Here is a 24,555-nt window from a genome sequence, read left to right as displayed (position 1 = left end):
CTTATCCCCCCTATTTTAAAATAACTCTATCCCCTTCTTCTAACCCTTTCAGTACTTCAACTTCAGTGGCCGAAACAATTCCCTTTTCTATATCTACTTCTCGTTTTGTTTCTCCATCCAGTACATGGACATATTCTCTACCAAAAGCCGAACGCAAGGCACTTCTAGGAATCGTGAGTGCTTCGTCTTTTTTCTGCAATATTATTTCAAAATCTGCAACATCACCAACCTCAACACCTTCTGGAAGTTCTTCTACATTAATTGTTAAACTGCGCTGATACAAATCTGGGTTTAATTCGATTAAATCAACTGGTACGTCACTAGGAGTTTGAACAACTTCCCCTTTTACTTCAGTGCCCAAAATCGTAACGTCAACAGGCATACCAACATTTACCTCATTCAAATCCCTAGGACTTGTCGCCGTGTAAAGAAGCTGCAACTTGGCCGGATCTGCTACTTGTATTAAATCTTCGAAGGCATCGACATAATCGCCACGGACTTTCTCACCTACAAACGTAATAAAACCATTTATTGGAGACACAAGTTTTGCAGCGGCGACTTGCTGCCTCATTTGAACTAAACGAATCTCAACTGACTGAATATCTAGCTTAGCAATTGCTACCTGAAACGTGTCGGCACCTTGTTCTTGTAATTGTTCCAAATGAAGATTTGCTTTTTTAAGATCAATTTGTGCTTGTTGGATGTCAAAACCCAAGTTACCTGTCTCCATTTCAACAAGTACTTGTCCCTCTTCTACCTGGTCTCCAACCTTCACATGGACCTCGTCAATTCGTCCGCCTGACTCAGCATAAAATAGATTTTGCTGTTCGGACGGAATCATATTCCCTACACCATTAACACGTTTAACAATTTCCTTGATTGTCGCCTCATTTGTTTCATAGTCAATTTGCGCTGGTTCAACGAGGGGAGGTGCAAGGGCTTCTTCTTCCTTTGGTAACAAGGAACATGCAGGAAGTATCAAAATAATAAGTAAAAATACCACTATATTTCTTTTACTTTTTATCTCATTAACTAAGTGTTTTTTCTTCATCTTTGACAATTTCACCATCCTCCAAAGCATAGACATGATCAGTTAACTCCATCATCGCAGGATCATGAGTTGCTATTATAATTGTCGTTTCATTCGATTCAACTAGCTCACGAAATACCTTCATAATATGAAAAGCAGTTTTCGTATCTAATTCTCCAGTTGGTTCGTCAGCTAGTATAAGTGCAGGTTTAGTAGCTATTGCTCTTGCTATCGCACAGCGTTGTTGTTCACCACCTGATAACTCATACGGACGATGTTTCGCTCGTTTCGTCATCTTAACCATATCGATCGAATCTTTTATTCGATCAGACCATTCCCCCCTTGGAACACCAGCAATACGAAGCCCAAATTCAACGTTTTCCTCTACAGTCATTAGCGGGACTAGCCCGAATGATTGAAACACAAAACCTAACTTTTCTCTTCGCAACTGAACTCGTTGATTTTCTGATAATCCCTCAATGTTTTGATCGCCAAAGTAAACGCTTCCATTAGTCGGATGGTCGAGTGCTCCAATTATGTTTAATAAAGTCGTCTTACCAGACCCCGATCTTCCTTTTAATGCAACTAACTGATTTTTTGGAACGGTTAAATTTATATTCTTCAAAGCCCTAACCTCTTTACTCCCATGTCCATAAACCCGTTCTACATTCTTTGCTTTCACCATAATACTCAGCGGAAATCACTCCTAACTAATTCTAAGTTACAACTATCATCTTAAATCTTGTTTCTAAAAAAATGTCCATAAAACTATTATTATTCATTAATTTTGTATCAGATTTAAATTTAATTCCAAATCAATTCTAAACAGCAATAAACTTGTTAACATTATTTTAAAGATACCGCTTTCACATAGTGCAGTCAATGCTAACTGGTAAAATCAAGCAATTCAGCTATATTAAAAGGACAGACCATTTGTAAGTAATTCATTCATCGTGGAGAAAACAACAAAGCACATAGGCTTTTCTCATTATTTTATCAATAAGTTTTGCATACAAAAACACTTGGATAAAAATGAGATTTTATCCAAGTGTTTTTTCAGTATATAAATTTGGATTGTGTAACTAAAGGTAGCTTATACGAACAAGATTAAAGACCTTCATGAAGGTCTTTTTCCCTTGTTTGCTCGCTCATCTTGACTTTCATCTGTTTTATGAAAGTCATTTTCATTCGTTTGCTCACTCATTTTGACTTTCATCAGCTTTATGAAGGTCTTTTTCCCTTGTTTGCTCACTCATTTTGACTTTCATCAGCTTTATGAAGGTCTTTTTCCCTTGTTTGCTCACTCATTTTGACTTTCATCAGCTTTATGAAGGTCTTTTTCATTCGTTTGCTCACTCATCTTGACTTTCATCAGCTTTATGAAGGTCTTTTTCATTCATTTGCTCACTCATTTTGACTTTCATCTGCTTCATGAAGTTCATTTCCCTTGTTTGATCGCTCATCTTGACTTTCATCTGTTTTATGAAGGTCTTTTTCCCTTGTTTGCTCACTCATTTTGACTTTCATCTGTTTTATAAAAGTCATTTTGGGAATTCGTTCCTCATAGATACCCAGGTAGTTATTAGACTTCCTATTAGCAATAAAAATAACATATTAAATTAACACCTTACTAACGTCTATTAGTAGGGTATTAATTTTTTTACTACTTGATATTATTGTATGTGTTTTTGTTGAAATTGAACAATTGCATCATAGTCCTCTTCAAAAAGACGACTTAGCCGAAGATAGATTGGAATTAATTCTGTGTAAACATTAACTGCTTCCTTATTAGGGGTATGACTTTTTGTTGTTCCAACCATTTCCGACACCACAGTCAAATCATCGACCTCACCAAGAGCATAGAGTCCAAGTACAACAGCACCCAAACAGGAGCTTTCTACACTCTCTGGAATTTGCACTTCCTGATTAAATACATCAGAGAGCATTTGACGCCAAACAGCAGATTTAGCAAACCCTCCAGTAGCGTGAATTTTTTCTGGAATTCCAATAATTTCTTCCAATGCAAGCAACACAGTATAAATATTTAAATTTATACCTTCTAGTACAGCACGCATCATGTGTTCTTTCTTATGGTGCATTCCTAAACCAAAAAAGGAGCCTCTCGCATTAGCATTCCAAAGTGGAGCACGTTCACCTGCTAAGTAAGGATGAAAAATCAACCCTTCTGCTCCTGGCTGAATCTTACTGATTTTGTCAGTTATTAGATCGTACGGATCGATAGCTGACTGCTTCGCTTCCTCCACTTCCTCGTGACAAATTTCATCTCGGAGCCAGCGCATCACCATGCCGCCGTTGTTAACCGGTCCACCAATTACCCAATGATTTTCAGTTAAAGCATAGCAAAATATTCTTCCTTTAGGATCGGTAACTGGTCGATCAGTCACGGTGCGAATTGCCCCACTTGTCCCTATTGTTAACGCGACAACCCCTGGTTCGATTGCATTAACTCCAAGGTTTGACAAAACACCGTCATTTGCTCCAATGATAAACGGGACATCGGCAGCTATCCCTAGTTCTTCCGCTACTTCCTTAGACAATCCTTGTAACTTATGTGTTGTTGGAACAAGCGTAGACAATTGGTGCTCTGATATTCCAGCAACTTCTAGTGCACCACTATCCCAATTTAAATTTTCTAGGTTAAACAGACCTGTTGCAGAAGCAATCGAATGGTCAACGATATACTCACCAAACAACTCCTTAAAGACGTATTCTTTAATCGAAATAAATTTGTATGTTTCATTAAATATTTCAGGATGATCATTTCTCAACCAAATAATTTTTGCAAGTGGCGACATCGGGTGTATTGGTGTTCCAGTTCGCAAATAAATTTGGTGTCCATCACCTTCTTGCTTCAACTTTTTTGCCCATGGCTCACTGCGTTGATCTGCCCATGTAATGCTCCTAGTCAACGGTTTACCATCTTGATCGACTGCAATTAGACTGTGCATTGCAGAGCTAAATGAAATTAACAATAATTCTTCTGAACTAATTCCACTTTGTTCGACAGCTTCTCGTATCGCTGTTTTAACAGCTTGTAAAATTTCCGCTGTATCCTGTTCTGCAGCTCCTGGAACTGGTGTATGTAAAGGATACTCTACAGCATATTGTTTTTTCACCTTACCATCTCGACTAAATAAAACTGCTTTTGTACTAGTAGTGCCGATATCAACACCCAATAGATATTTTTTCATATAGAACCCCTTACTCTCTTATAAAGTTAACTGTCTTTGTTCTAGTTATCATTTTAAAATCAGAAAGCGCTTATTTATAAGCGCTTTCTAAGTTACTTTACGAAATAAACAATCCGAGTATAAGTGCGGTAGTTAAACCAACTAGACCAATTAATGTTTCCATAACAGTCCATGTTTTTAGTGTATCCTTCACATCAATACCGAAGTATCTATTTACTAACCAGAAACCAGAGTCATTCACGTGTGAAAGAACCGTTGCACCCGCTGCAATCGAAATAACTATTAGTCCTAAAACTGGACCTTCAAGTCCCATAATCGATATCACTGGTGAAATTAAACCAGCAGCAGTTACCATAGACACTGTTGCAGAACCTTGTGCAACACGAACAACAGCTGCAATTAGAAATGCTAATAAAATCGGAGGTAGTGGAGAACCAGCCATCAGTTCACCTAACACATCGCCAACACCTGAATCAATTAATACTGTCTTAAACACACCACCAGCACCAGTAACTAAAATAATGATACCTGCCGGCTCTAATGCCTTCGTTGCAATGTCCTGTACATCCTGTCTTGAGTAACCTCTCTTTGTTCCTAAGAATGTAAACGTTAATAACGTTGCTATTGTTAAAGCTACAATTGGATTACCTACAAATGTCGTAATTGCCCGGAAAGTATTGCCTTCAGGAAGCATGACTGCTGAAAGTGTATTTATTAAAATTAATACCAATGGAACTAAAATAATTGAAGTAATCATAGCAAAACTTGGTAGTTCTTTATCATATTCTTTTTCTTCAAAATCCATATAATCTGGAACCGTTACATGAATTCGTTTTGCCATGTATTTACCGAACAATGGACCCGCAATTATCATTGATGGAATACCTGCAATAATACCAAATAGTATCACCCATCCAAGATCCGCGCCAATTAAATCAGCTACAGCAATTGGTCCGGGAGTTGGTGGAATATAACTGTGTGTGACAGCTAGACCAGCTAACAATGGAATTCCATAGTATAAGAGAGATCTTCCCGTTTTCTTTGCCAAACCGTACACTATCGGAACTAAAATGATAAAACCAACGTCAAAAAATACTGGAATTGCCACTAAAAATCCGGTAATACCTAGTGCCCATTGTGAGCGATCTTCACCAAATTTTTTCAGTAATGTTTGTGCAAGACGCTCAACCCCACCGGAGACTTCTAACATCTTACCAAACATTGCACCTAAACCTACAACAATCGCAACAAAACCTAATGTACCGCCCATACCATTCTCTACCGATTCAATAACCCCATCTAGTGGCATTCCTGCTGCAATACCGACTAGTAAACTAACAATCATTAAGGATACAAATGCGTGAAGCTTTGTACGAATTACTAAATATAATAAACCAAAAATACCTGCTACTGCGACTAATATTAACATTGTTGCTGACATAATTCATTCCTCCATTCTATGCTAGTTCTTTTCGACGGCATGACCGCCAAATTGATTTCTAAGTGCTGCGACAACTTTACCGCTAAATGTATCTGTTTCTAATGACCGATTTCTCATCATTAAAGACATAGCAATAACGGGTGCAGCTACTTGCAAATCTAGAGCTGTTTCAACTGTCCATTTCCCTTCCCCAGATGAGTGAACAACACCTTTAATTTCATCGAGGTTGGCATCTTCTTTGAATGCGTCTTCCATTAGTTCCATTAACCAAGACCTTACCACTGAGCCGTTATTCCATACACGAGCTACCTTTTCAAAATCATAGTCAAATTCACTTTTTTCCAAAATATCGAAACCTTCACCGATTGCTTGCATCATTCCATATTCGACGCCATTGTGTACCATTTTCAAGAAATGGCCACTCCCTGATTTACCTGTATAGAGGTAACCGTTTTCAACGCAAGTAGATGAAAACAATGATTCTACTTGACTAAATGCCTCTTGTTTACCGCCTATCATGGTACATGCACCATCTCTTGCACCTTCCATCCCACCACTTGTGCCACAATCTAAGTAGTAAATTCCTTGTTCATCTAGTTCCTTGGCACGGCGAACTGTGTCTTTGTAATTTGAATTGCCACCGTCTATTAATATATCTCCCTTTTCTAGCAAACTACTAATATCATTAACCAATTGATTGGTAACTTCTCCAGCTGGTACCATCATCCAAATAACTCTTGGTGAATCTAATTTTGCTACGATATCTTCTAATGAGTCAGCAGGCACTGCGCCTTGTGTTTCTGCGTTATGTATCGACTCTGTAGAAACATCATAAGCGACCACTTCATGACCATTATTAATTAAATTAATTGTGAGATTTAATCCCATTTTTCCTAAACCTATCATTGCTAGTTTCATCGTTTGGCCTCCCTTAGTTGTCGATAATACTTCGAATCATTTTTGATTTTCCTTCTGTTTCCTATTTTTAAAAATTCACGAAAGAATATTGTTTCGCAAAATCATTATAAAAAAAATAATGTTCTATTGCAACCGTTTTCTCAAAAAATATTTCTTTTTATGAAATCGCTTCGAAAATATTTCTTTTTTTCGCATTTTGTCTTATTATAATAGTAGATGAAAATTTTAATGGAGGTTTAGATTAATGGCCACTTCACATATGCAACACTGCTTAATGAGAATTAGATCCAATTACCCAACCTTCAGCGCTAAAGAAAAAAAGATTGCTGATTATATATTAGAAAAACCACAGAACGTTGTCCATGGAACAATTAATCAGGTCGCAGCTGATATTGGTATTGCTGACTCCACAGTCTTTCGTTTTTGTAAACGAATCGGCTTTAAAGGTTTCCAAAATATGAAAGTAGTATTAGCTTCAGAAATAGTTGAACCAATTCATGACATTCACGAAAAAGTTCTATTGAATGATAATGAAAAAACAGTAATAGAAAAAGTGTTTCATTCCAATATTAAAACACTAGAAGATACCCTTAAGGTAATTGATGAAAACAACTTCAAAGCAGCAATTACTGCGATTCTTGGGGCTAGAAGAGTGGAGTTTTTTGGTGTTGGAGGTTCTAATATTATCGCACTGGATGCATATCACAAATTAATTCGAACAGGCATACCCGTTTTTGCTCAAACCGACACACATATGCAACTTATGTCTGCTTCACAAATGACTAAAGAAGATGTAGCTGTACTCATCTCTCATACTGGGACAACAAAAGATATTCTTAAAACTTTAGAAATCACAAAAGAAAACGGTGTAAAAACAGTTGGAATTACTAGTTTTGCTAAATCGCCACTTAATGAAAGCGTTGATATTCCTTTATACACCTTATCGGAGGAAACTGATTTTCGCTCAGAAGCACTTGCTTCACGCATTGCTCAGTTGAGTGTGATTGATGCCATCTATGTAAACGTTTTAATGGCTCGAAAAGATTCTGGTAAGGTATCACTTAGAAAAGTAAGAAGTGCTATTTCTTCTGAAAGAATTTAATTTTGTTGTGGCCAATTCAAGTCTCGGCAAATTAACTAACCATAACAACAAAGGAGAAGCCCAGTGGCTTCTCCTTTGTTGTTTATCGTGCTAGCGATCTTTGTTATGTCATTATTACTAACTTATTTTTCAAATAACCATGCTATTATCTAAAATCTCCAGATATAGATTCCATGATAATACCTGCCGTCTCTTCAATTGATTTATCCGATACATCAACTATTTGGCAGTCTAATTGTTTCATGATATCGTCAGCTGTTTTAAGCTCACTTTTTATTTGCTCGAACGATGCGTATTTTGCTTTATCTGGTAGTCCAAGTGTTTTCAGGCGCTCTTTTCTAATTTTCAATAGACTTTCCGGCTCCATTGTTAAACCAATAATTGTTCGATTACCAGTCTGATACAATTCTTTTGGCGGTTTTGTATCAGGCAAAATTGGTAAGTTTGCCACTTTAATTCCTTTATGCGCAAGAAAAATACTAAGTGGCGTTTTTGATGTTCGGGAAACACCAATAAGCACAACTTGAGCCTTAACCAAGCCACGAACATCTTTACCATCGTCATACTTAACAGCAAACTCAATTGCTTCAATTCTACGGAAATATTCTTCATCTAGTTCTTGCCTGAGACCAGGCTCGCGTTTAGGTGAATCATTATAGGTATCTATGTAAGCTTGCATCATTGGTCCCATCACATCGACAGCCCTAATATCTCGACGAATCGATTGCTCTTTCATTGTCGCTCTAAGTTCTGGTTGAACCAGCGTGTAAGCAATGACACCGCCTGTTTTCTCAACTTCGGATAAAAGTGTATCGATCTCCTCATCGCTCTGAATATGACTGTATCGTTTTAACTGTATTTGTTCACCTGAAAATTGTCGTGTTGTTGCTCGTGCAACAGCCTCTGCGGTTTCTCCGACAGCATCTGAACACACATAGATTATACGCTTTTTTTGGTCCAATATTTCGTCACTCCTTGCTTCCTACGATTCTGTCACACTCTCCAATAAGAGTCTTGTCATATTTGTTTTTGTAATCCTGCCAACAACTAACTGTTTCGTCTCTTGATTCTCATCAGTTTTTGTAATCACTACAGGCAAACTATCAACCTGGGAATGAATCATTTTCCGGGCCGCTTCAATCACTGATTCCTCCTGAGAAATAGTAACAATATTTGGCTGTCTCGTCATCACTAAATTTACAGGTATCGTTGCAGCAGTTGCATTCCCTAGAGTTACTTTCAGCAAGTCTTTCCTAGAAACAATTCCCTCTAAATAACCTGCTTCATCAACAACAGTCATTGATCCGACATTTTCTAAGAACAGGGTAATGACTGCATCGTGAACGGTTGAAGTTCCTTGTACTACTACAGGTACGCCCTGGACGTCTTTTACTTTTATTTCTTTTATCCGATTCGAAATGCTACCATTATCTTTAATTGTTTTGCCTAGAAAATAACCCACCTTTGGCTTCGCATCAAGATAACCCGTCATCACCAATACAGCTAAGTCGGAACGGAGTGTTGCCTTGCTGACTCCTAACATATCTGCAATTTGTTCCGCTGTAATTGGCTCATGTTTTTTAAGGATTTCTACAATATCTAGTTGTCGGTTGGTAAATTCGATCATGGCAATCCTCCTGTCTCATTCCAACCATATTCTATAAATAATCATATATTTTTTATAATATCATGGCAAGAACTATCACTATTATATTTTTTGCTAATTAATAAAAATCAGGATATTCACTCCCCCCTTACAGTGAATACCCTGATTTCCAGCTATAATTTACATGATTTCAAAAAGATAATTTTAGTCCATCTTATCACTTAGGGCCAGCCGCTGTAACTGCACCAGACACCTCAGAGAACTTACTAAAATTATCAATAAACCGGTTAGCTAGCTCAGCTGCTGCTTGATCATATAGGTCCGGGTTAGACCAACTTTTTCGCGGGTCTAGCACTCCTTCTGGAACACCGGTTACAAAATCAGGCATAAATAAACCAAGAATAGGATGTTGTTTAAAATTAGATTGCTCCAATTCACCACTGATAGCCGCAGTTATCATTGATCTCGTATAGGCTAGTTTAATGCGCTCTCCGGTTCCATAAGAACCTCCTGTCCAACCAGTGTTAACAAGATATACTGGTACATTATGCTCATCAATCTTTCTTCCTAACATCTTTGCATAGACTTCGGGTCGTTGTGGTAAAAATGGTTCACCAAAACAAGTTGAAAATGTAGCTTCAGGTTTTGTGATTCCACGTTCAGTCCCTGCTAATTTAGATGTATAACCAGACAAAAAGTGATAAATCGCTTGTTCTTTTGTCAATTTTGATATCGGTGGAAATACACCAAATGCATCAGCAGTTAAAAAAATAATCACTTCCGGATGACCCGCAACACCTGGAATGACAGATCCTGGAATATTATTAATCGTATAGGCTGCTCGCGTATTTTCGGTGATCGTAGTATCCGTATAATTTAGTTCGCGTGTTATCGGATCAATCGATACATTTTCTAGTACCGAACCGTACTTAATTGCATTCCATATTTGTGGTTCCTTTTCCTTAGAAAGTCCAATACATTTGGCGTAGCAACCGCCTTCAAAATTAAACACGCCACTATCGGACCAACCGTGTTCATCATCACCAATCAGTTGTCGATTAGGATCGCTCGATAAGGTTGTTTTCCCTGTTCCGGATAAACCAAAGAAAAGAGCGACATCATCACCAGTCTTGCTAATATTGGCTGAACAATGCATAGGGAGAACACCTTTAGATGGAAGTAAATAATTAAGCACACTGAAAATGGATTTTTTTATTTCACCAGCATATGCTGTACCCCCAATAAGAACGGTTTTCTTTTCAAATGAAATAATAATAAACGTTTCCGAGTTCGTTCCGTCCATAACTGGATCTGCCTTTAAACCAGGTAAGCTAATCACTGTGAAATCAGGGTGATGATTATCTGTTTGATTTTCTAACTTATCAATAAAAAGTTGACGGGCAAATAAATTATGCCAAGCATACTCAGTGACAATTCGAACAGAAAGCTGATGACTAATATCAGCCCCAGCACTTCCATCATAAATAAATAGATCTCTCTCAGTCATGTAAGCTAAAGCTTTATTATATAGTCTATCAAACTGGAGCTCTGAAATCGGTTGATTGACACGTCCCCATTCGACATCTTTGATAACCGATGGCTCTTCTACAATATATTTATCTTTGGGAGATCGTCCGGTGAATTCACCAGTGTATGCTTGAAACGCCCCATTATTAGTAAGCATTCCTTCCTTACGCATCACAGCAACTTCTATAAGTTCTGAAACAGATAGATTATGATAAACAGTATTTTTATTTTCATTACTGTTTAAAACCGAATCAATCTCCTTAACCATCTCCATCAATTCCACTTCTCCACTTCGCCTGGCACATCTTGTTGATTCGAACCACAGTCGCACTGGTCACAGTTAGCGTAATAAGTCATAACTTTAGCAGATGCAATTGTATCGATTTCACTTTCACATTTGGCACACAAGATTACCCCCATATTAGGAAGACTTTCAAACTTTGACATAATCTACCATCCTCTCTTTCACATAATTAGAAAGCTCAGCTACTCTACAAACATAGGCCCACTCATTGTCATACCAAGCTAGTAACTTAATTTGATCCCCAAAAGTCATAATGGAAGGTCCGTCGACTACCGCTGATTTCGTACAACCAACATAATCGATTGATACTAATGGTTCGTCTGTAATATCAATAAACTCTGCCAATTCACCTCTTGCTGCGTTTCTGAAACTAGTGATTACTTCATCAACTTCACAATGCTTATCTACCTGAATCGTTAAATCTGCCAAGGACACGTCTTGGGTAGGCACACGCACCGAGGTACCTCTAATAACAGGTGACAGGTGTGGTAGCACATCCTTTAATGCCGCTCCGATTCCAGTTGTTGTCGGTACAATTGACTGCGTACACGCTCTTGCCCTGCGCAGGTCATTATGTGGATTATCTAAAGGTTTTTGATCGGATGTGAACGAATGAATCGTTGTTAGCCATCCTTGTTTTACTTGAAATGAATCATCTAATACCTTGAGAATTGGCGCGACACAGTTGGTCGTACAAGATGCTGCTGAAAGATACGTTTGTTCTTCTGGATCGTAAAGTTGTTCGTTTACACCCATCACGATAGTTAAATCCATTTGCTTTCCTGGTGCTGTGATAATTACTTTTTTAGCACCAGCCTCAATATGCCCACTTGCACCATGTCGGTCATTAAATTTACCAGTTGCGTCCACTACTAAATCAATCCCAAACTTGCGCCAGGGTATTTCTGATGGTTCTCGTTCAAACGTCATCTTAATATCATTTCCATTAATACGTAGTCCATCTCGATAAGCGGAAATATCGGCATCCCATTTACCGTGGACAGAATCATACTTCAACAAATGAGCAATTGTGTCAGCAGGATAAATACTATTTATTGCCTTTAATGATGTTTGATTTTCTTCCTTTGACATAAGCTTTCTGATTAACAGACGACCAATTCTCCCTGTCCCGCTTATTCCAATCCCTCTTTCCATCCAATCCCCCCTTTTTTATTATTATATTATATAATATATCATATTTAATTAAATAATGTGCATTAAATAAAGAAAATAATTATTTAAGTTACATTTTATGCATTTATATGTATTTAATCGTTATATAATGTACATTTAAATTTAAAGTTTTTAGATAACTTATCTATTCAAGACTAATTAGGCTTTAAAAGATAACAAATTTTAAAGATAACGTCTTTTTCACGTGAACACTTTATAAAAGTTTGTTATACTATTTAGTAAGTAAAGGATTAAACAATATAAATTGTACACATCAAAAAGACAATTGTATGTGATCCAATTACAAAAATAGGTTTAGGAGGGATTTCGTTGACTAGTAAAAAACTAACAGGCTTTCTGTCTGAACGACTAGATGCGCTGAAATCACAAGGACTATACAATGAGATTGATCCAGTAGAGGGTGCAAACGGCCCAATTATAAAAGTAAATGGAAGAGAACTTATTAATCTTTCATCCAACAATTACTTAGGACTCGCAACAGATGATCGTCTAAAGCAAGTTGCTACTAAAGCAATTTCAACCCACGGGGTGGGAGCTGGTGCTGTCAGAACAATAAACGGTACATTAGATCTCCATCTTAAACTAGAAGAAAAACTCGCTGAATTCAAAGGTACAGAGGCAGCTATCTCTTACCAATCGGGATTTAACTGTAATATGGCAGCTATTTCTGCAGTGATGGATAAAAACGATGCAATACTTTCTGATGAATTAAACCATGCATCAATCATTGATGGTTGCCGGCTTTCGAAGGCAAAGATTATTCGTGTCAACCATTCTGATATGGAAGATTTACGCCAAAAAGCAAAAGCAGCAGTAGAGTCTGGACAATATAATAAAATTATGATTATTACCGATGGCGTTTTCTCAATGGACGGAGATGTAGCAAAACTTCCAGAGATTGTCGATATCGCTGAGGAATTCGATCTCATGACTTATGTTGATGATGCTCATGGATCTGGCGTACTAGGCAATGGTGCAGGAACCGTAAAACATTTCGGACTACAAGACCGAGTAGACTTTCAAATGGGTACCCTCTCAAAAGCAATTGGTGTAGTTGGTGGGTATGTTGCTGGTAAACGTGATTTAATCGATTGGCTTAAAGTTCAATCCCGTCCATTTTTATTTTCGACTGCACTTACTCCAGCTGATGTTGCTGCAAGTACAGAAGCAATTGATATATTAATGACCAGCACAGAACTACAAAACAAACTTTGGGAAAACAGTGATTACTTAAAAAAAGGACTTCAACAACTAGGTTTTGATATCGGCAAAAGTGAAACCCCGATTACTCCATGTATTCTTGGTGATGAAAAAGCAACTCAACAGTTCAGCAAGCGTTTAAATGAAGAGGGTGTTTATGCTAAATCTATCGTGTTTCCTACCGTTCCAAAAGGAAAAGGTCGCGTAAGAAACATGCCAACTGCAGCTCATACGAAAGAAATGCTTGATCAAGCACTTGTCGTTTATGAAAGAGTTGGTAAAGAACTTGGAATTATTTAACTCCTAAACTGACAGAGAGGGTGGGATAAAAATGAACAAAATCTTAGTTACCGGTGCTCTTGGGCAAATTGGTTCAGAGCTAGTAATGAAACTTAGAGAACTATATGGCTCTGATAATGTTGTTGCAACAGACATCAGAAAACCAGACTGTAAGGTTGTGAATTCTGGTCCATTTGAACTATTGGATGTGACCGATATGAAAACATTTAGTAAGATAGCGAAAAAATATACCGTGGATACCGTCATGCATCTAGCTAGCCTTTTATCCGCCAATGCAGAGAACAATCCACTTCTTGCTTGGAATATAAATATGGGTGGATTAATAAATGCATTAGAGGTTGCTAGAGAACTAGATGCACAATTTTTCACACCTAGCTCGATTGGGGCTTTTGGACCGAATACTCCAAAGGATTTTACCCCACAGGATACGTTGCAACGTCCAACAACAATGTACGGAGTAAATAAAGTATCTGGAGAACTTCTATGTGATTACTACTATAAGAAGTTTGGACTTGATACACGTGGAGTCCGGTTCCCAGGATTAATCTCTTACGTTACCCCTCCTGGTGGTGGGACAACAGACTACGCAGTAGAAGTATATTACGAAGCAATCAAGAAACAAGCCTACACATCATATATCAAAAAAGGCACATACATGGATATGATGTATATGCCTGATGCGATTAACGCTATCATTCAATTAATGGAAGCAGATGCTAGTAAACTCGTTCACCGGAATGCATTTAATATTACTGCAATGAGTATTGAGCCAGAACAGATTGCTCAGGAAATTAAAAAACACATACCCAATTTCAAGTTGAATTACAAAGTGGACCCCGACCGACAATCAATTGCAGATAGTTGGCCAAACGCAATCGATGCATCAGCCGCACAACAAGAATGGGGTTTTAAAGCAAAATACGATCTAGCGAGTATGACAAAAGATATGTTAGAAAAATTGAGTAAGAACCAAGTGCATAAAGTAAGTTAACAAAAGCGCAGGGCGCGAAGTTTTATACATTCTTACTTTTTTAAAAAAGCGACCACCCTATTCACTTATTAGTGTTAGGATGGTCGCTTTTTTCACGTTAATTAATTGCTTATGCGTTCTTTCTCTTTGGATAAACTACTATCATTTTATATAAAATAACGTAAAATAAGAACAAAAACAGTACACTAAACAACCAATAACCAACACCGATAATACTTACTAACATAGTTAAAATTAATGGTATCGTCAATGCGAAGGCTACCATTTTCCAAAGATGCGAATAAGCTAGTTTTCTTTTCAATAGTGTTGATAGTAGTAGTCCAAAAAAAGCTAAGATTGAAATCCCCATCAGTCCTGTAAAAATAATATACAAGGGATAAAAAAGGACCATTTGAAGGAAATACATCGATTGAAGCTCACTTTGTAATGAGTTCTCAGCAAATAATGTTTTGATTCCTTCAGGAAGAAATACAATGAAAATAAGTAAAAATATATACACCAATGTGTCTCTCATGCTCACTCGATTTAAATAAAACACAGCTTGTTTTTTTGGTAATGCGATGCTTTGTTTACCTATTTTAATTAAGTCCAAAACTTAACTCCCCTTCACATTTTAGCACCTTTAGTAGTTGTCGAACTATTTTTTATGATTTGTAGTATAAATTATCATTGTTATGAATAATACTAAATTGACCATAGCCGGTAACTGTGGTCATCGGATAGTAATTTCTCTAAGGGAATTACTACCGTGCTACGATAGACCTCACCTATCAGTAACTGATTAGGTGAGGTCTATTCTAACTAATTATACAGATTTAGAATTATTAGGAACCGAACATGACTAAAGGACAACAGTCAGTTACTATAATCCATTTTCGAATAATCTTTTATATACTCAATAATTCTCTAATTTCATCCTCTGTGATACTAGACAACATCGCTTCACCAGGCTGAATTACTTTTTCAATCAATTCTTTCTTACGTTGCTGGAGCTTATCAATTTTCTCCTCAATTGTTCCTTTAGTCAGTAACCGGATGACTTGAACAACATTTTTTTGTCCCATACGATGAGCCCTTCCCGCAGCTTGGTCTTCTACAGCTGGATTCCACCATAAGTCATACAGTATTACCGTATCTGCTCCAGTCAAATTCAGACCAGTTCCCCCTGCTTTAAGGGAAATAAGAAAGATGTCATTCTCCCCTTGGTTAAATCGTTCAACCATTTCGACGCGCTCTTTAGAAGGAGTTCGACCATCAATATAAAAGAAGCTTATCCCCTGCCTTGTAAGTTCTTCACGGATAATATGGAGCATACTTGTAAATTGCGAAAAAATTAGCATTCGTTTTTTATTTTCTCTGGCATTACTGACAATCTCTAATAATTGCTCGAATTTTCCAGATGTGCCTTCGTAGTTTTCAATAAACAAGGACGGATGACAACATAACTGACGAAGACGAGTTAATCCAGCCAGTATTTTAATTCGACTCTTATTCAGCCCTTCGCCGCTCAAAGATTCCTTCGTTTCTCTTTGAATTCTTTCTAAGTAACCGAGATACAGCTCTTTTTGTTCCCTTGTTAGCTCAGAGACGTGCGTAGATTCAATTTTGTCCGGCAACTCTGTTAACACATCTTTTTTCAATCGCCTTAAAATAAATGGACGTGACATTTTAGAAATTTTTTCTTCGGAAAGTTTCCGAAACATTGACTGTGTTGGAAAAAAGCCAGGTAGAATTGCTTGGAATATCGCCCAAAGTTCATCTAAGGAATTCTCAATCGGTGTACCACTAAGAGCAAAGCGTTTATGCGCGTTAATACTACGGATCGCTTTTGACGTTTTTGTTGCTGAATTTTTTATAGCCTGTGCCTCATCCAAGATAAAGGAACTAAATTGGCGTTCCTTATACCAGTCAATGTCTTGCCTTAATGTCGGATATGATGTGATAAATACATCCGGTAACACCTGTCTTTGTAAAATCATTTCTCGTTCACTAGGAGTTCCGATAACAACCTCTACTTCGAGGCTAGGCGAAAATCTTTCAAATTCAATTTTCCAATTATAAACAAGTGATGCCGGCGCGACTATTAATGCCGGTTTCGTTTGTTTTGACTCATTTTTTTCTGATAATAAATAGGCAATGCTCTGCAGCGTTTTCCCCAGACCCATATCATCTGCAAGAATACCACCAAGTGAATAATGTGCGAGTGTTTTCATCCACTGAAAACCAATCTCCTGGTAATCTCGGAGATCAGCATCTAGGTTCGATGGCACATCAAATGCCAATTCATCAGGATTCTTTAAATTTTGAATTAAATGACGGAACTGTTTTCCAATTCGAACTTTATTCTTGTTTCCTTCATTGATAATGTCATCGACCTGCAATGCTCTATAGACAGGAAGCTGCAGGGTACCATCCTCAAGCTCTGATTTACTGACATTTAAATCTGAATAGAGCTTTCTTATATTCTGAAATTGCTGATTACCTTCAATAGCCACAAACACACCATTTGGTAAGCGGTAGTAATTTTTCTTTTCAATCACTGACTGCAAGATGTTCTGTATATGCTCCTGACCAATATCTTTCATGTCAAAGCTAACTTCAAGTAAACTCCCATTACTGTTAAAATCAAATGTTGTCTCCGGCGCTTGACTATCTGGCAAAAGAAGATCCTTAACCTCATTCGTTAAAAATATCTCCGCTTTATCCTCTAAAAAGGGTAAGGTACGGTAGAGGAAGTAATATATTTCTTCTTCTCCTTCGAGATATAAATTCTTTCCGTTATATTTTAAGGATGCATTTTCAATTACAGACATGATTTGCTGCTCTGTTCTGGCATCTCGAATCATCAAGCCTCGCGTTTCATCAGAATCCGATGAGTTAGCTTGAAATGGGTTAATCGTTATATCGCCATAATGGTATTCTAAATCGACAAGTAACGTATCTTCCTCTCTGTCAATTAGCAGCTTAGTTTGTAGAGGATATTGCCTAATTTGATTGGATACTTGTTCTGAGATCTCAATTTCCCCAATCTTTTTCATTTCAGGTATAACAACAGATAGAAATGATTCCATTTGGTCAGCTGCAATTGGTATAAACTGTTGATCAAGAAATGTCGGTCCTGCCGTAAGAATACCAGAAGAAAGCTCTAATAAAACACTTTGTTGTTCGGCAGTTAATTTATACAGTGTATTGTCCTTTAAGACGTAATTATAGAGATCAAAAAACTCCATATTTGTTAATTCGGTTATATCTAAATTAAATTCATCATCTAATCCTTTGTCAATTTTAAAACCAAAAGGAACTTCTTTTTCAACAATTTCCAGTTGCTTATATGTTTGATTTGAACTCTCAAATGTATAATTTGTGTGTAGTAATTTTGATAAAAGCATATCGACAACCATCGGTGGTATCGTTGCAACACGCTGGTCTTTTCGATAAGAAAAATATGGATTCGAATATGCTTCTTCGTTTTTACTTACATCTATTAATAATTGAATCAACTCAAAATCTTCTTGATTAAATACTTGTTCCATTGGATCGTAGGTATAGTTATCGGTAAAATAAAGATTCTTTTGTTGTTCAACAGAATTCAGAAACTGCTTCAAGTTCTTAACGACATACGTTCGATTAATTCCTATTTTAATTTCAATCGTCCATAAGTTCGAGGCTGGATACATTGTTTTTACGATAAATTCAGTCTGGAGAGTCTGTTTACTAATATGTTCTTGATTATATCCTTCTGATTGATAAAAATTTGAAAATGCGTTAATAAATTGGTTAATTGCTTCTTGTTGCCTCTCTTTTTTAAAGTTTTGGACTTGTACAGGACTACTGTTATCCTGTCTTCTTTCAACCTCAAGAAGACAAGCAACTACATGCTTGCATTCACCATATTGAGAAAATGCTAAACATTCACAATCATAATTAATATCATGATTTTTTATTTCAATCATGACTGCATATAAATCGTTTCCTGAAACTTTGCCATACCATTTATTTTGACTTTTTTCATAATAAAGATGCTGAATATGACCATGATTAAAATAAGTTAGTCCTCGGCGGTAAAATGGTTCAGAAAATAATGCTTTTATTTCATCCTTGGAAACAGGTAACCCTTTCATATTTCATCAACTTTCTATTCACGGAATTTTTGCTTATCCCTCTATTATACACAGGTTGTAGTATCTTTCACCACCCTGACACAAAAACGTTTCTCACATTTCTACTATGAGTAGTATTCCACTCCATTCGAAACTTAAAAAATAATTTCTATAACAAAAAAAAGAAACTCGGCACATTAGATGCAAGTGGCCTAGTTTCTTTTCACAAAATACTTTCTAAGGTTAGTCAATTTCATAATACTGATTTTTGCACTTGTTATCCTCAGGGGATGACAAATGCTGCATAAGGGAATTATGAAATTGATTCAGGTGTAAATTTTAGTTCATTAATGAATCGATAACCTTCTCAGCTAATAGATGCGCTTGTAAATCTTGCTGATAATTACTTTCTAGCACTCTATTATTACTGACAGCCGTAAGGAATGCTGCAATCACACCATGGAAACCTCGTTTTTTAAGCACCGGTTCCCAATCATTCTTACCATAAGTGAAGATATTTTTATCTTTATGTGAATGAACCTCATCCACATTCACAACTGACCTGGTTTCGTCTGAATTGAACACGTCAACCTTTTCCTCTGTTGTTCCGGCCTCTCGGTTCATAATACCAATCGCTGAACCTTGTTGTGCCTCCAACTGAAGGATAACATGATGAAGCTTTCCATCCTGCTTTTTACCGCGCACGTGAACGTTTTCAACTGGATAAGGAAACAAATAAAGTAATGTATCGATGACATGAATGAAATCATCAAAAATAAAAGTACGTAAATTATCCGCTTGATGACCTCGATTTTTTTGCATAACTACCATGTTTGGATCTACGAGTTCTTTTAACTTTTGATAAGGTGGTGCATATCGCCGGTTAAATCCGACCATAAGTAGTAAATTTTTATTTTTAGCTTTTTCAATCAGACGCCGTGAAGACTCGGCATGATAGGTTATTGGTTTATCAACATAGACATGAATATTTTCATCAAGTAATTTGTCAATAATCTCCTCATGAGAATCTGTTGAGGAGTGAACAAAAGCAGCCGTAATTCCACTCGCTAGCCATTTATCGATTTGTTGATACGTGTGGTTGATCTGATAGGTAGCTGAAATTTCTTCCAATGTTTCGGCCTTTCTAGAACAGACGTGAAGCTCAACACCCTTCGTTTGGGTTAATACTGGTAGATATGCTTTTTTTGCAATATCTCCAATGCCTATCATTCCTATTTTCAACTCGCTCACTCCTCATAAATACTTGAACTTTCTACAACGTCTTCACTAAACGATCTGTTTCCCTTAGTTCTTTTAATGACTTTGTACCAACAGCAAACATCGCCATTTGCAATTCTAGTTCCCTTGTTGCCATTACTTGAAGCATAGTATCAACCGAATCCGTTGCAGCTTGTAAAACAGACCGACCAAAGCCTACCATATCAGCACCAAGTGTAATGGCTTTCGCTGCATCGACACCGGTTTTTATTCCGCCACTTGCAATTACTGATTGCTTATCAATTTGTTTGCGAACAGAGGTGATGCAATCAACTGTTGGAATACCCCATTCGCTAAATGCTTCTGCAGCTTGTTTCTTAACCGGTTCATTGGAACGGAATTTTTCAACCTGACTCCAAGAAGTTCCGCCAGCACCTGCTACATCAATAAAAGCAACACCAGCATCACATAGCTGTTTAGCAACGGCGCCATCAATTCCCCAACCAACTTCTTTGACTCCAATCGGTACCTCTAGTTGACTACAAAGCTTTTCTATTTTGATCAATAAGTCTTTGAAGTTGGTATCTCCACCTTCTTGAATGACTTCTTGAATACTATTTAAATGTAGTACTAACGAATCAGCTTCCGTAATCTCAATTATTTGTTTGCATTTATCAATTCCAAACCCATAATTAAGCTGGACAGCACCTAGATTAGCAATAATTGGCACGTTTGGTGCATACTTTCGGACCTGAAACGACGACCGATAACTTTTATTTTCTATTAATGCTCGGGTCGAACCTAACCCAATTGCCCATCCTTTTTCTTCTGCCGCTTCTGCTATATTTCGATTAATCGTTTCAGCTAAGGCAGCGCCACCTGTCATCGAACTGACAAGAAACGGAGTTTTATAACTATTTCCTAAAAATTCACTCGTTAAATCGATTTCTTCAAAATCTATTTCTGGTAATGCATTATGTATGTATTTATACGATTCAAATCCAGTTGAAGTGTTTTTACCTGTAACTGTTTCGTTTAAAACAATATCAATATGCTGGGATTTGCGTTTATCAATAGAATCAACCATAAGAAAACTCCTTAATAAGAACTATCAACCTTTACCATACAAGGCCGTAGTATTTTTTTAAATTATTTCATCACTATTCATCATCGACAACGACAACTATTATTTTTTTAGACTGTTTTCGTATCAACAACCGAAGCTCCTGATTGAGAAACCGTTAAATCAAGTGGTAAAATAGTTGCTTGTTTCCATGCACTATGTAACTGCTCTACTTGACTATTTCCCTTTACAAAGGCAACTCCACAATCACCACCACCAGCACCAGAAGATTTACCACTTCCATACTTTTCTGCTACTAACACTAGTTTAGTTAGCATCGGCGTTTCAATTGTACCATCGGCAACGTCACTTAACTTAATAAGAGCATCTCTATTTTCTTTTAGACTGTCAATTGCAACCAAGCAATCATCTTCTTCAAACCCTCTTACAAGGTTAGCTACTGCTGTTGAACTTTCTTGCAGAAACTTCGAATATAGTGTTGGACTTAGATCACGCAACCCTTTGATTTTGTTAATCATTGGTGCTGTGGCCGCTGCAGTTCTTGTCCAACCCACACACAGATTCAGTTGTTTAGGAGGGGTTATTTTATCAATCAGTAATTTAGGCCAAGGTTTCTCAATCAGTTCACCGATTGAAACTCCTTGTTTTAACTGATTAAATATCCAGTCCGGTTGAAAGGAAGAATATTTAATCCATCCACCAAACACAGATGCTGCAATATCTGCACCAGAACCGCTTCCTTGCGTCCTCAAGTGGGCAATTGCTGATAATTTAAAGATTAATTCAGTTGAGATGTGACTTTTTTTCTCACTATAATAATGTAACATCGCAGTCACAACCCCTACCACAACAGCGGCACTAGACCCTAAACCATACTTACGGCCAGAATCCTTGTCATCCAGTTCGCTTGTTACATTCAATTCAAAAGGGCGAAGTTCAACTGATTTTTCCTGTAAATACTGATCAACTAAGCTAATTGTATTTTGAATAAACCGTAAACGTTGATCAGAAACACTATAGTTAGCTTTACCCCCATATCCGCTCCAAGTAACATCTAAGAGACCTAATTGAGGAAGCGAGAGCTTATTCCCTTCACTACGATTTTTAATCGTAGCAGTAATATACCGATCTACGGCTATAACGACAGCCTGATGACCCGGCTCAAGTACGGCATACTCACCCGCAATAAATAATTTTCCAGGTACGCTGATTTGGTAATTGGAATTGGGCATCGCTCTTTCACCCCTTTTATATTTTTCATATCTAGTCTTTCCTTTATAAATTCCGACTAATCGTTCTTGCACAGTTAGCCTGATGAAATCTGTTAAATAAAAGTTTACTTCCATTTTCTGTAGTAGAAGCTGGTAGATAAGTTACACCTGGACCTGGGTGACAAAGATAGACGTCTTCTACTGAGTCAACATTAAGGAGCAAATCACGAACGACTTGTTCATCTTTTTGTTGACAGATTACTTTCACATTTGGTCCAGCATCTATCGTAAAGTAGGCCTTGATTCCTTTTGACCGTAGTTCTTGAACATGTTCAATGACATCAATTGTGGCACTTTGCCAATACATAAACGGTGGGTTAGCTCCAAGCGTTGTCGCATGCATCTTTAATGCATTTGCTTCAACAACATCCCCAAGCTTCTCAAAATCGTGTTCGTTAATTGCGCTCCTTGCAAGACTCAAGTCCTTTTCAACTGTCTCGAGCCAACCAGCGTAGAATGGTGACGTTTCGACGGTACGCTTCATTCCTTCTCTGCTAAGGACTTTCTTTTGTTTGGAGGCGACTAAAACAGATAGGATACTAAGGTTCCATTCCTGTTCATTACCTACCGGCTTGGCGAAGGAATCTGTCCCATCCGTTTTTTCTCCCTTTTGCCATTCCACATAACCACCAAAAATCGACCTACAAGCAGAGCCCGAACCTTGGCGAGCTATTTGTGATAGTGTTTTGTTGTCTATTTCGAGCCCGATTGCCTTTGTCGCTGCAGCGGCCAAGGCCGCATAACCTGAAGCGGACGATGCAAAACCTGCTGCTGTTGGAACTTTATTTACCGAGTTTACAACTGCATATAATTTTTGACCAGCAATATCTCTTATTTTATCAAGAAAGTGTGATATCTTTAACGTTTCATCCTCACTTGCAAGCTGCCCGTTAAGTAAAAATACATCTTCTTTTAAACACGAACAAAACTGAACAGCTGTTGTCGTATAAAATTTATCTAAAGTAATCGATAGACTACTATTCATCGGTAAAAATAGTGCTTCATCTCGCTTGCCCCAATATTTAATAAGTGCAATATTCGTGTGCGCTTTGGCAATTGCCTCCAATTAAAATCCCTCCAGGTTAACTAGCTTTATTCTAGTGTGAAATACCACGTTTTACGAGCACCGTCGTTTATTAGTGCGTCGGCAACCGATTGAGCTTCTTCCAAATTTCTGACAAGAGCGATGATACATCCACCTCGGCCCCCACCAGTTAATTTTGCTCCAAGTGCTCCAGCGTTTCTGGCTGTTCTCACTAACTTATTCAAACCATCGTCACTAACGCCTAATTTAGTCAGTTGATCATGGGCTGAATTTAGCAACTTACCTAATGATTTGACAGACCCGTTAGATAGAGCCTCGCGTGTTTGTTCACTTACTTCGCCAAGTTGATTAATCAATTGTTGTGTTGCTTTAGAATCTGATTTAAATTTATCTTTTATAGATGCTACCGCTGCATGCGTGTTACCTATTCGTCCGGTATCCGCTACGATTAGATTAAATGATGCGCCTATTTGCAGCGATTCTATTTGATTATCTTTTTGAAACCATATTGGTCCATCATTAGATGCGGCAGCAGTATCAATGCCACTTGGGTTACCATGTGCATAAGTTTCAGCAAGATGGGCAAGTTCCATTAATTCCTCTTTTGACAGTTCACGGTCGAAATATGCAAACAAGCTCCTCACTACTGCGATGGCAACTGCAGCGCTTGAACCCAGTCCTCGACCTAATGGAATAGTAGACTCTAGGTTGATCAATAGTCCTGTAACTGGCTTTTCCAGCCGTTTCAATGTCTCTTTGATACAAACGGCAATGCCTTCCATCTTTTCAGGTATCTTGTTAAGTGGTCCTACATAATACCTAGACTTAATAATAATTGTGTCATTGATTAACTCCACGTTTGCTTTTACCTTAACTAATGGAAAAGGTAACGCAATCGCTGGCTTACCATAAACAACAGAATGTTCGCCAACTAAAATTAGCTTACCATGCGAGCTATTAACTACTGTTTTTTTAGGAAGTTTAATCATTTTGATACCTCACTTCTGGCCAA

General features: G+C 37.5%; 20 protein-coding genes. 3 read left to right on the top strand and 17 right to left on the bottom strand.

Going from position 1 to position 24,555, the window contains the following annotated elements; translation table 11 throughout:
- Window positions 1-10: 10 nt before the first annotated feature.
- From LD272_RS14355 to gnd, 5 genes are all read right to left on the bottom strand, one after another.
- The gene (locus LD272_RS14355; RefSeq protein ID WP_226037390.1) at window positions 11-1,051 is read right to left on the bottom strand and encodes an efflux RND transporter periplasmic adaptor subunit; all 1,041 of its coding nucleotides are present in this window, start codon (window positions 1,049-1,051) and stop codon (window positions 11-13) included.
- On the bottom strand, window positions 1,029-1,655 hold the full coding sequence (locus LD272_RS14350; protein ID WP_369413986.1) for an ABC transporter ATP-binding protein: 627 nt from the start codon (window positions 1,653-1,655) through the stop codon (window positions 1,029-1,031). Before LD272_RS14350 ends, LD272_RS14355 begins: the two co-directional genes overlap by 23 nt.
- Before the next feature lie 1,048 nt (window positions 1,656-2,703).
- Window positions 2,704-4,242, bottom strand: coding sequence for a gluconokinase (gene gntK / locus LD272_RS14345; RefSeq protein ID WP_226037306.1), 1,539 nt, complete (start codon window positions 4,240-4,242; stop codon window positions 2,704-2,706).
- Between the two features lie 97 nt (window positions 4,243-4,339).
- Window positions 4,340-5,683, bottom strand: coding sequence for a GntP family permease (locus LD272_RS14340; protein WP_226037305.1), 1,344 nt, complete (start codon window positions 5,681-5,683; stop codon window positions 4,340-4,342).
- A 21-nt stretch (window positions 5,684-5,704) separates the two neighbouring features.
- The gene (gene gnd, locus LD272_RS14335; RefSeq protein WP_226037304.1) at window positions 5,705-6,601 is read right to left on the bottom strand and encodes a phosphogluconate dehydrogenase (NAD(+)-dependent, decarboxylating); all 897 of its coding nucleotides are present in this window, start codon (window positions 6,599-6,601) and stop codon (window positions 5,705-5,707) included.
- 244 nt (window positions 6,602-6,845) lie between these two features.
- On the opposite strand from gnd, the gene LD272_RS14330 reads away from it, so the two are divergent.
- A complete protein-coding gene (locus tag LD272_RS14330) occupies window positions 6,846-7,703 on the top strand; it encodes a MurR/RpiR family transcriptional regulator (RefSeq protein ID WP_226037303.1) in 858 nt (285 codons plus the stop codon).
- Window positions 7,704-7,848: 145 nt separating this feature from the next.
- Here the strand turns inward: LD272_RS14330 and LD272_RS14325 are convergent, their stop codons facing one another.
- The 5 genes from LD272_RS14325 to gap form a co-directional block, all read right to left on the bottom strand.
- Complete coding sequence (locus tag LD272_RS14325) at window positions 7,849-8,667, bottom strand: pyruvate, water dikinase regulatory protein (RefSeq protein ID WP_226037388.1); 819 nt, start codon at window positions 8,665-8,667, stop codon at window positions 7,849-7,851.
- An 18-nt stretch (window positions 8,668-8,685) separates the two neighbouring features.
- Window positions 8,686-9,330 (bottom strand): transcriptional regulator CcpN, encoded by a 645-nt coding sequence (gene ccpN, locus LD272_RS14320; protein ID WP_226037302.1) that lies wholly within the window; start codon window positions 9,328-9,330, stop codon window positions 8,686-8,688.
- A 196-nt stretch (window positions 9,331-9,526) separates the two neighbouring features.
- Window positions 9,527-11,104: a phosphoenolpyruvate carboxykinase (ATP) gene (gene pckA / locus LD272_RS14315; RefSeq protein ID WP_255639768.1), complete on the bottom strand. Its 1,578-nt coding sequence runs from the start codon at window positions 11,102-11,104 to the stop codon at window positions 9,527-9,529.
- A gap of 5 nt (window positions 11,105-11,109) precedes the next feature.
- On the bottom strand, window positions 11,110-11,283 hold the full coding sequence (locus tag LD272_RS14310; RefSeq protein WP_226037300.1) for a GapA-binding peptide SR1P: 174 nt from the start codon (window positions 11,281-11,283) through the stop codon (window positions 11,110-11,112).
- Window positions 11,270-12,295: a type I glyceraldehyde-3-phosphate dehydrogenase gene (gene gap / locus LD272_RS14305; protein ID WP_226037299.1), complete on the bottom strand. Its 1,026-nt coding sequence runs from the start codon at window positions 12,293-12,295 to the stop codon at window positions 11,270-11,272. Before gap ends, LD272_RS14310 begins: the two co-directional genes overlap by 14 nt.
- A gap of 348 nt (window positions 12,296-12,643) precedes the next feature.
- Between gap and LD272_RS14300 the strand changes: the two genes are divergently transcribed.
- Together LD272_RS14300 and LD272_RS14295 are read left to right on the top strand one after the other, a co-directional pair.
- The gene (locus tag LD272_RS14300) at window positions 12,644-13,834 is read left to right on the top strand and encodes a glycine C-acetyltransferase (protein WP_226037298.1); all 1,191 of its coding nucleotides are present in this window, start codon (window positions 12,644-12,646) and stop codon (window positions 13,832-13,834) included.
- Window positions 13,835-13,865: 31 nt separating this feature from the next.
- Window positions 13,866-14,825, top strand: coding sequence for an L-threonine 3-dehydrogenase (locus LD272_RS14295; RefSeq protein WP_226037297.1), 960 nt, complete (start codon window positions 13,866-13,868; stop codon window positions 14,823-14,825).
- A 109-nt stretch (window positions 14,826-14,934) separates the two neighbouring features.
- Here the strand turns inward: LD272_RS14295 and LD272_RS14290 are convergent, their stop codons facing one another.
- The 7 genes from LD272_RS14290 to mvk all read right to left on the bottom strand — a co-directional run bounded on the left by LD272_RS14290 (window position 14,935) and on the right by mvk (window position 24,532).
- Entirely contained in the window at window positions 14,935-15,417 is a 483-nt protein-coding gene (locus LD272_RS14290) for a DUF1189 family protein (protein ID WP_226037296.1), read from the bottom strand.
- Between the two features lie 295 nt (window positions 15,418-15,712).
- On the bottom strand, window positions 15,713-18,946 hold the full coding sequence (locus LD272_RS14285; protein WP_226037295.1) for a DEAD/DEAH box helicase: 3,234 nt from the start codon (window positions 18,944-18,946) through the stop codon (window positions 15,713-15,715).
- Window positions 18,947-19,264: 318 nt separating this feature from the next.
- Window positions 19,265-20,167: a Gfo/Idh/MocA family protein gene (locus LD272_RS14280; RefSeq protein ID WP_226037294.1), complete on the bottom strand. Its 903-nt coding sequence runs from the start codon at window positions 20,165-20,167 to the stop codon at window positions 19,265-19,267.
- Window positions 20,168-20,198: 31 nt separating this feature from the next.
- Complete coding sequence (gene fni, locus LD272_RS14275; RefSeq protein ID WP_226037293.1) at window positions 20,199-21,230, bottom strand: type 2 isopentenyl-diphosphate Delta-isomerase; 1,032 nt, start codon at window positions 21,228-21,230, stop codon at window positions 20,199-20,201.
- A gap of 107 nt (window positions 21,231-21,337) precedes the next feature.
- Window positions 21,338-22,459 (bottom strand): phosphomevalonate kinase, encoded by a 1,122-nt coding sequence (locus LD272_RS14270; RefSeq protein WP_226037292.1) that lies wholly within the window; start codon window positions 22,457-22,459, stop codon window positions 21,338-21,340.
- 43 nt (window positions 22,460-22,502) lie between these two features.
- A complete protein-coding gene (gene mvaD / locus LD272_RS14265) occupies window positions 22,503-23,564 on the bottom strand; it encodes a diphosphomevalonate decarboxylase (protein WP_226037291.1) in 1,062 nt (353 codons plus the stop codon).
- A gap of 26 nt (window positions 23,565-23,590) precedes the next feature.
- The gene (gene mvk, locus LD272_RS14260; protein ID WP_226037290.1) at window positions 23,591-24,532 is read right to left on the bottom strand and encodes a mevalonate kinase; all 942 of its coding nucleotides are present in this window, start codon (window positions 24,530-24,532) and stop codon (window positions 23,591-23,593) included.
- Window positions 24,533-24,555 lie beyond the last annotated feature (23 nt).

The sequence above is a fragment of the Aquibacillus saliphilus genome (assembly GCF_020404745.1).
Taxonomy (GTDB): Bacteria; Bacillota; Bacilli; order Bacillales; family Amphibacillaceae; genus Aquibacillus; species Aquibacillus saliphilus.
Note: the sequence above shows the minus strand (reverse complement) of the source record. Positions and strands in the feature narration are given on the sequence as shown.

Coding starts and splice junctions, on each gene's coding strand:
- LD272_RS14355 (WP_226037390.1), bottom strand. CDS start 1,051: ATGAAGAAAAAACACTTAGTTAATGAGATAAAAAGTAAAAGAAATATA.
- gntK (WP_226037306.1), bottom strand. CDS start 4,242: ATGAAAAAATATCTATTGGGTGTTGATATCGGCACTACTAGTACAAAA.
- LD272_RS14340 (WP_226037305.1), bottom strand. CDS start 5,683: ATGTCAGCAACAATGTTAATATTAGTCGCAGTAGCAGGTATTTTTGGT.
- gnd (WP_226037304.1), bottom strand. CDS start 6,601: ATGAAACTAGCAATGATAGGTTTAGGAAAAATGGGATTAAATCTCACA.
- LD272_RS14330 (WP_226037303.1), top strand. CDS start 6,846: ATGGCCACTTCACATATGCAACACTGCTTAATGAGAATTAGATCCAAT.
- ccpN (WP_226037302.1), bottom strand. CDS start 9,330: ATGATCGAATTTACCAACCGACAACTAGATATTGTAGAAATCCTTAAA.
- pckA (WP_255639768.1), bottom strand. CDS start 11,104: ATGGTTAAGGAGATTGATTCGGTTTTAAACAGTAATGAAAATAAAAAT.
- LD272_RS14310 (WP_226037300.1), bottom strand. CDS start 11,283: ATGTCAAAGTTTGAAAGTCTTCCTAATATGGGGGTAATCTTGTGTGCC.
- gap (WP_226037299.1), bottom strand. CDS start 12,295: ATGGAAAGAGGGATTGGAATAAGCGGGACAGGGAGAATTGGTCGTCTG.
- LD272_RS14295 (WP_226037297.1), top strand. CDS start 13,866: ATGAACAAAATCTTAGTTACCGGTGCTCTTGGGCAAATTGGTTCAGAG.
- LD272_RS14285 (WP_226037295.1), bottom strand. CDS start 18,946: ATGAAAGGGTTACCTGTTTCCAAGGATGAAATAAAAGCATTATTTTCT.
- fni (WP_226037293.1), bottom strand. CDS start 21,230: ATGGTTGATTCTATTGATAAACGCAAATCCCAGCATATTGATATTGTT.
- LD272_RS14270 (WP_226037292.1), bottom strand. CDS start 22,459: ATGCCCAATTCCAATTACCAAATCAGCGTACCTGGAAAATTATTTATT.
- mvk (WP_226037290.1), bottom strand. CDS start 24,532: ATGATTAAACTTCCTAAAAAAACAGTAGTTAATAGCTCGCATGGTAAG.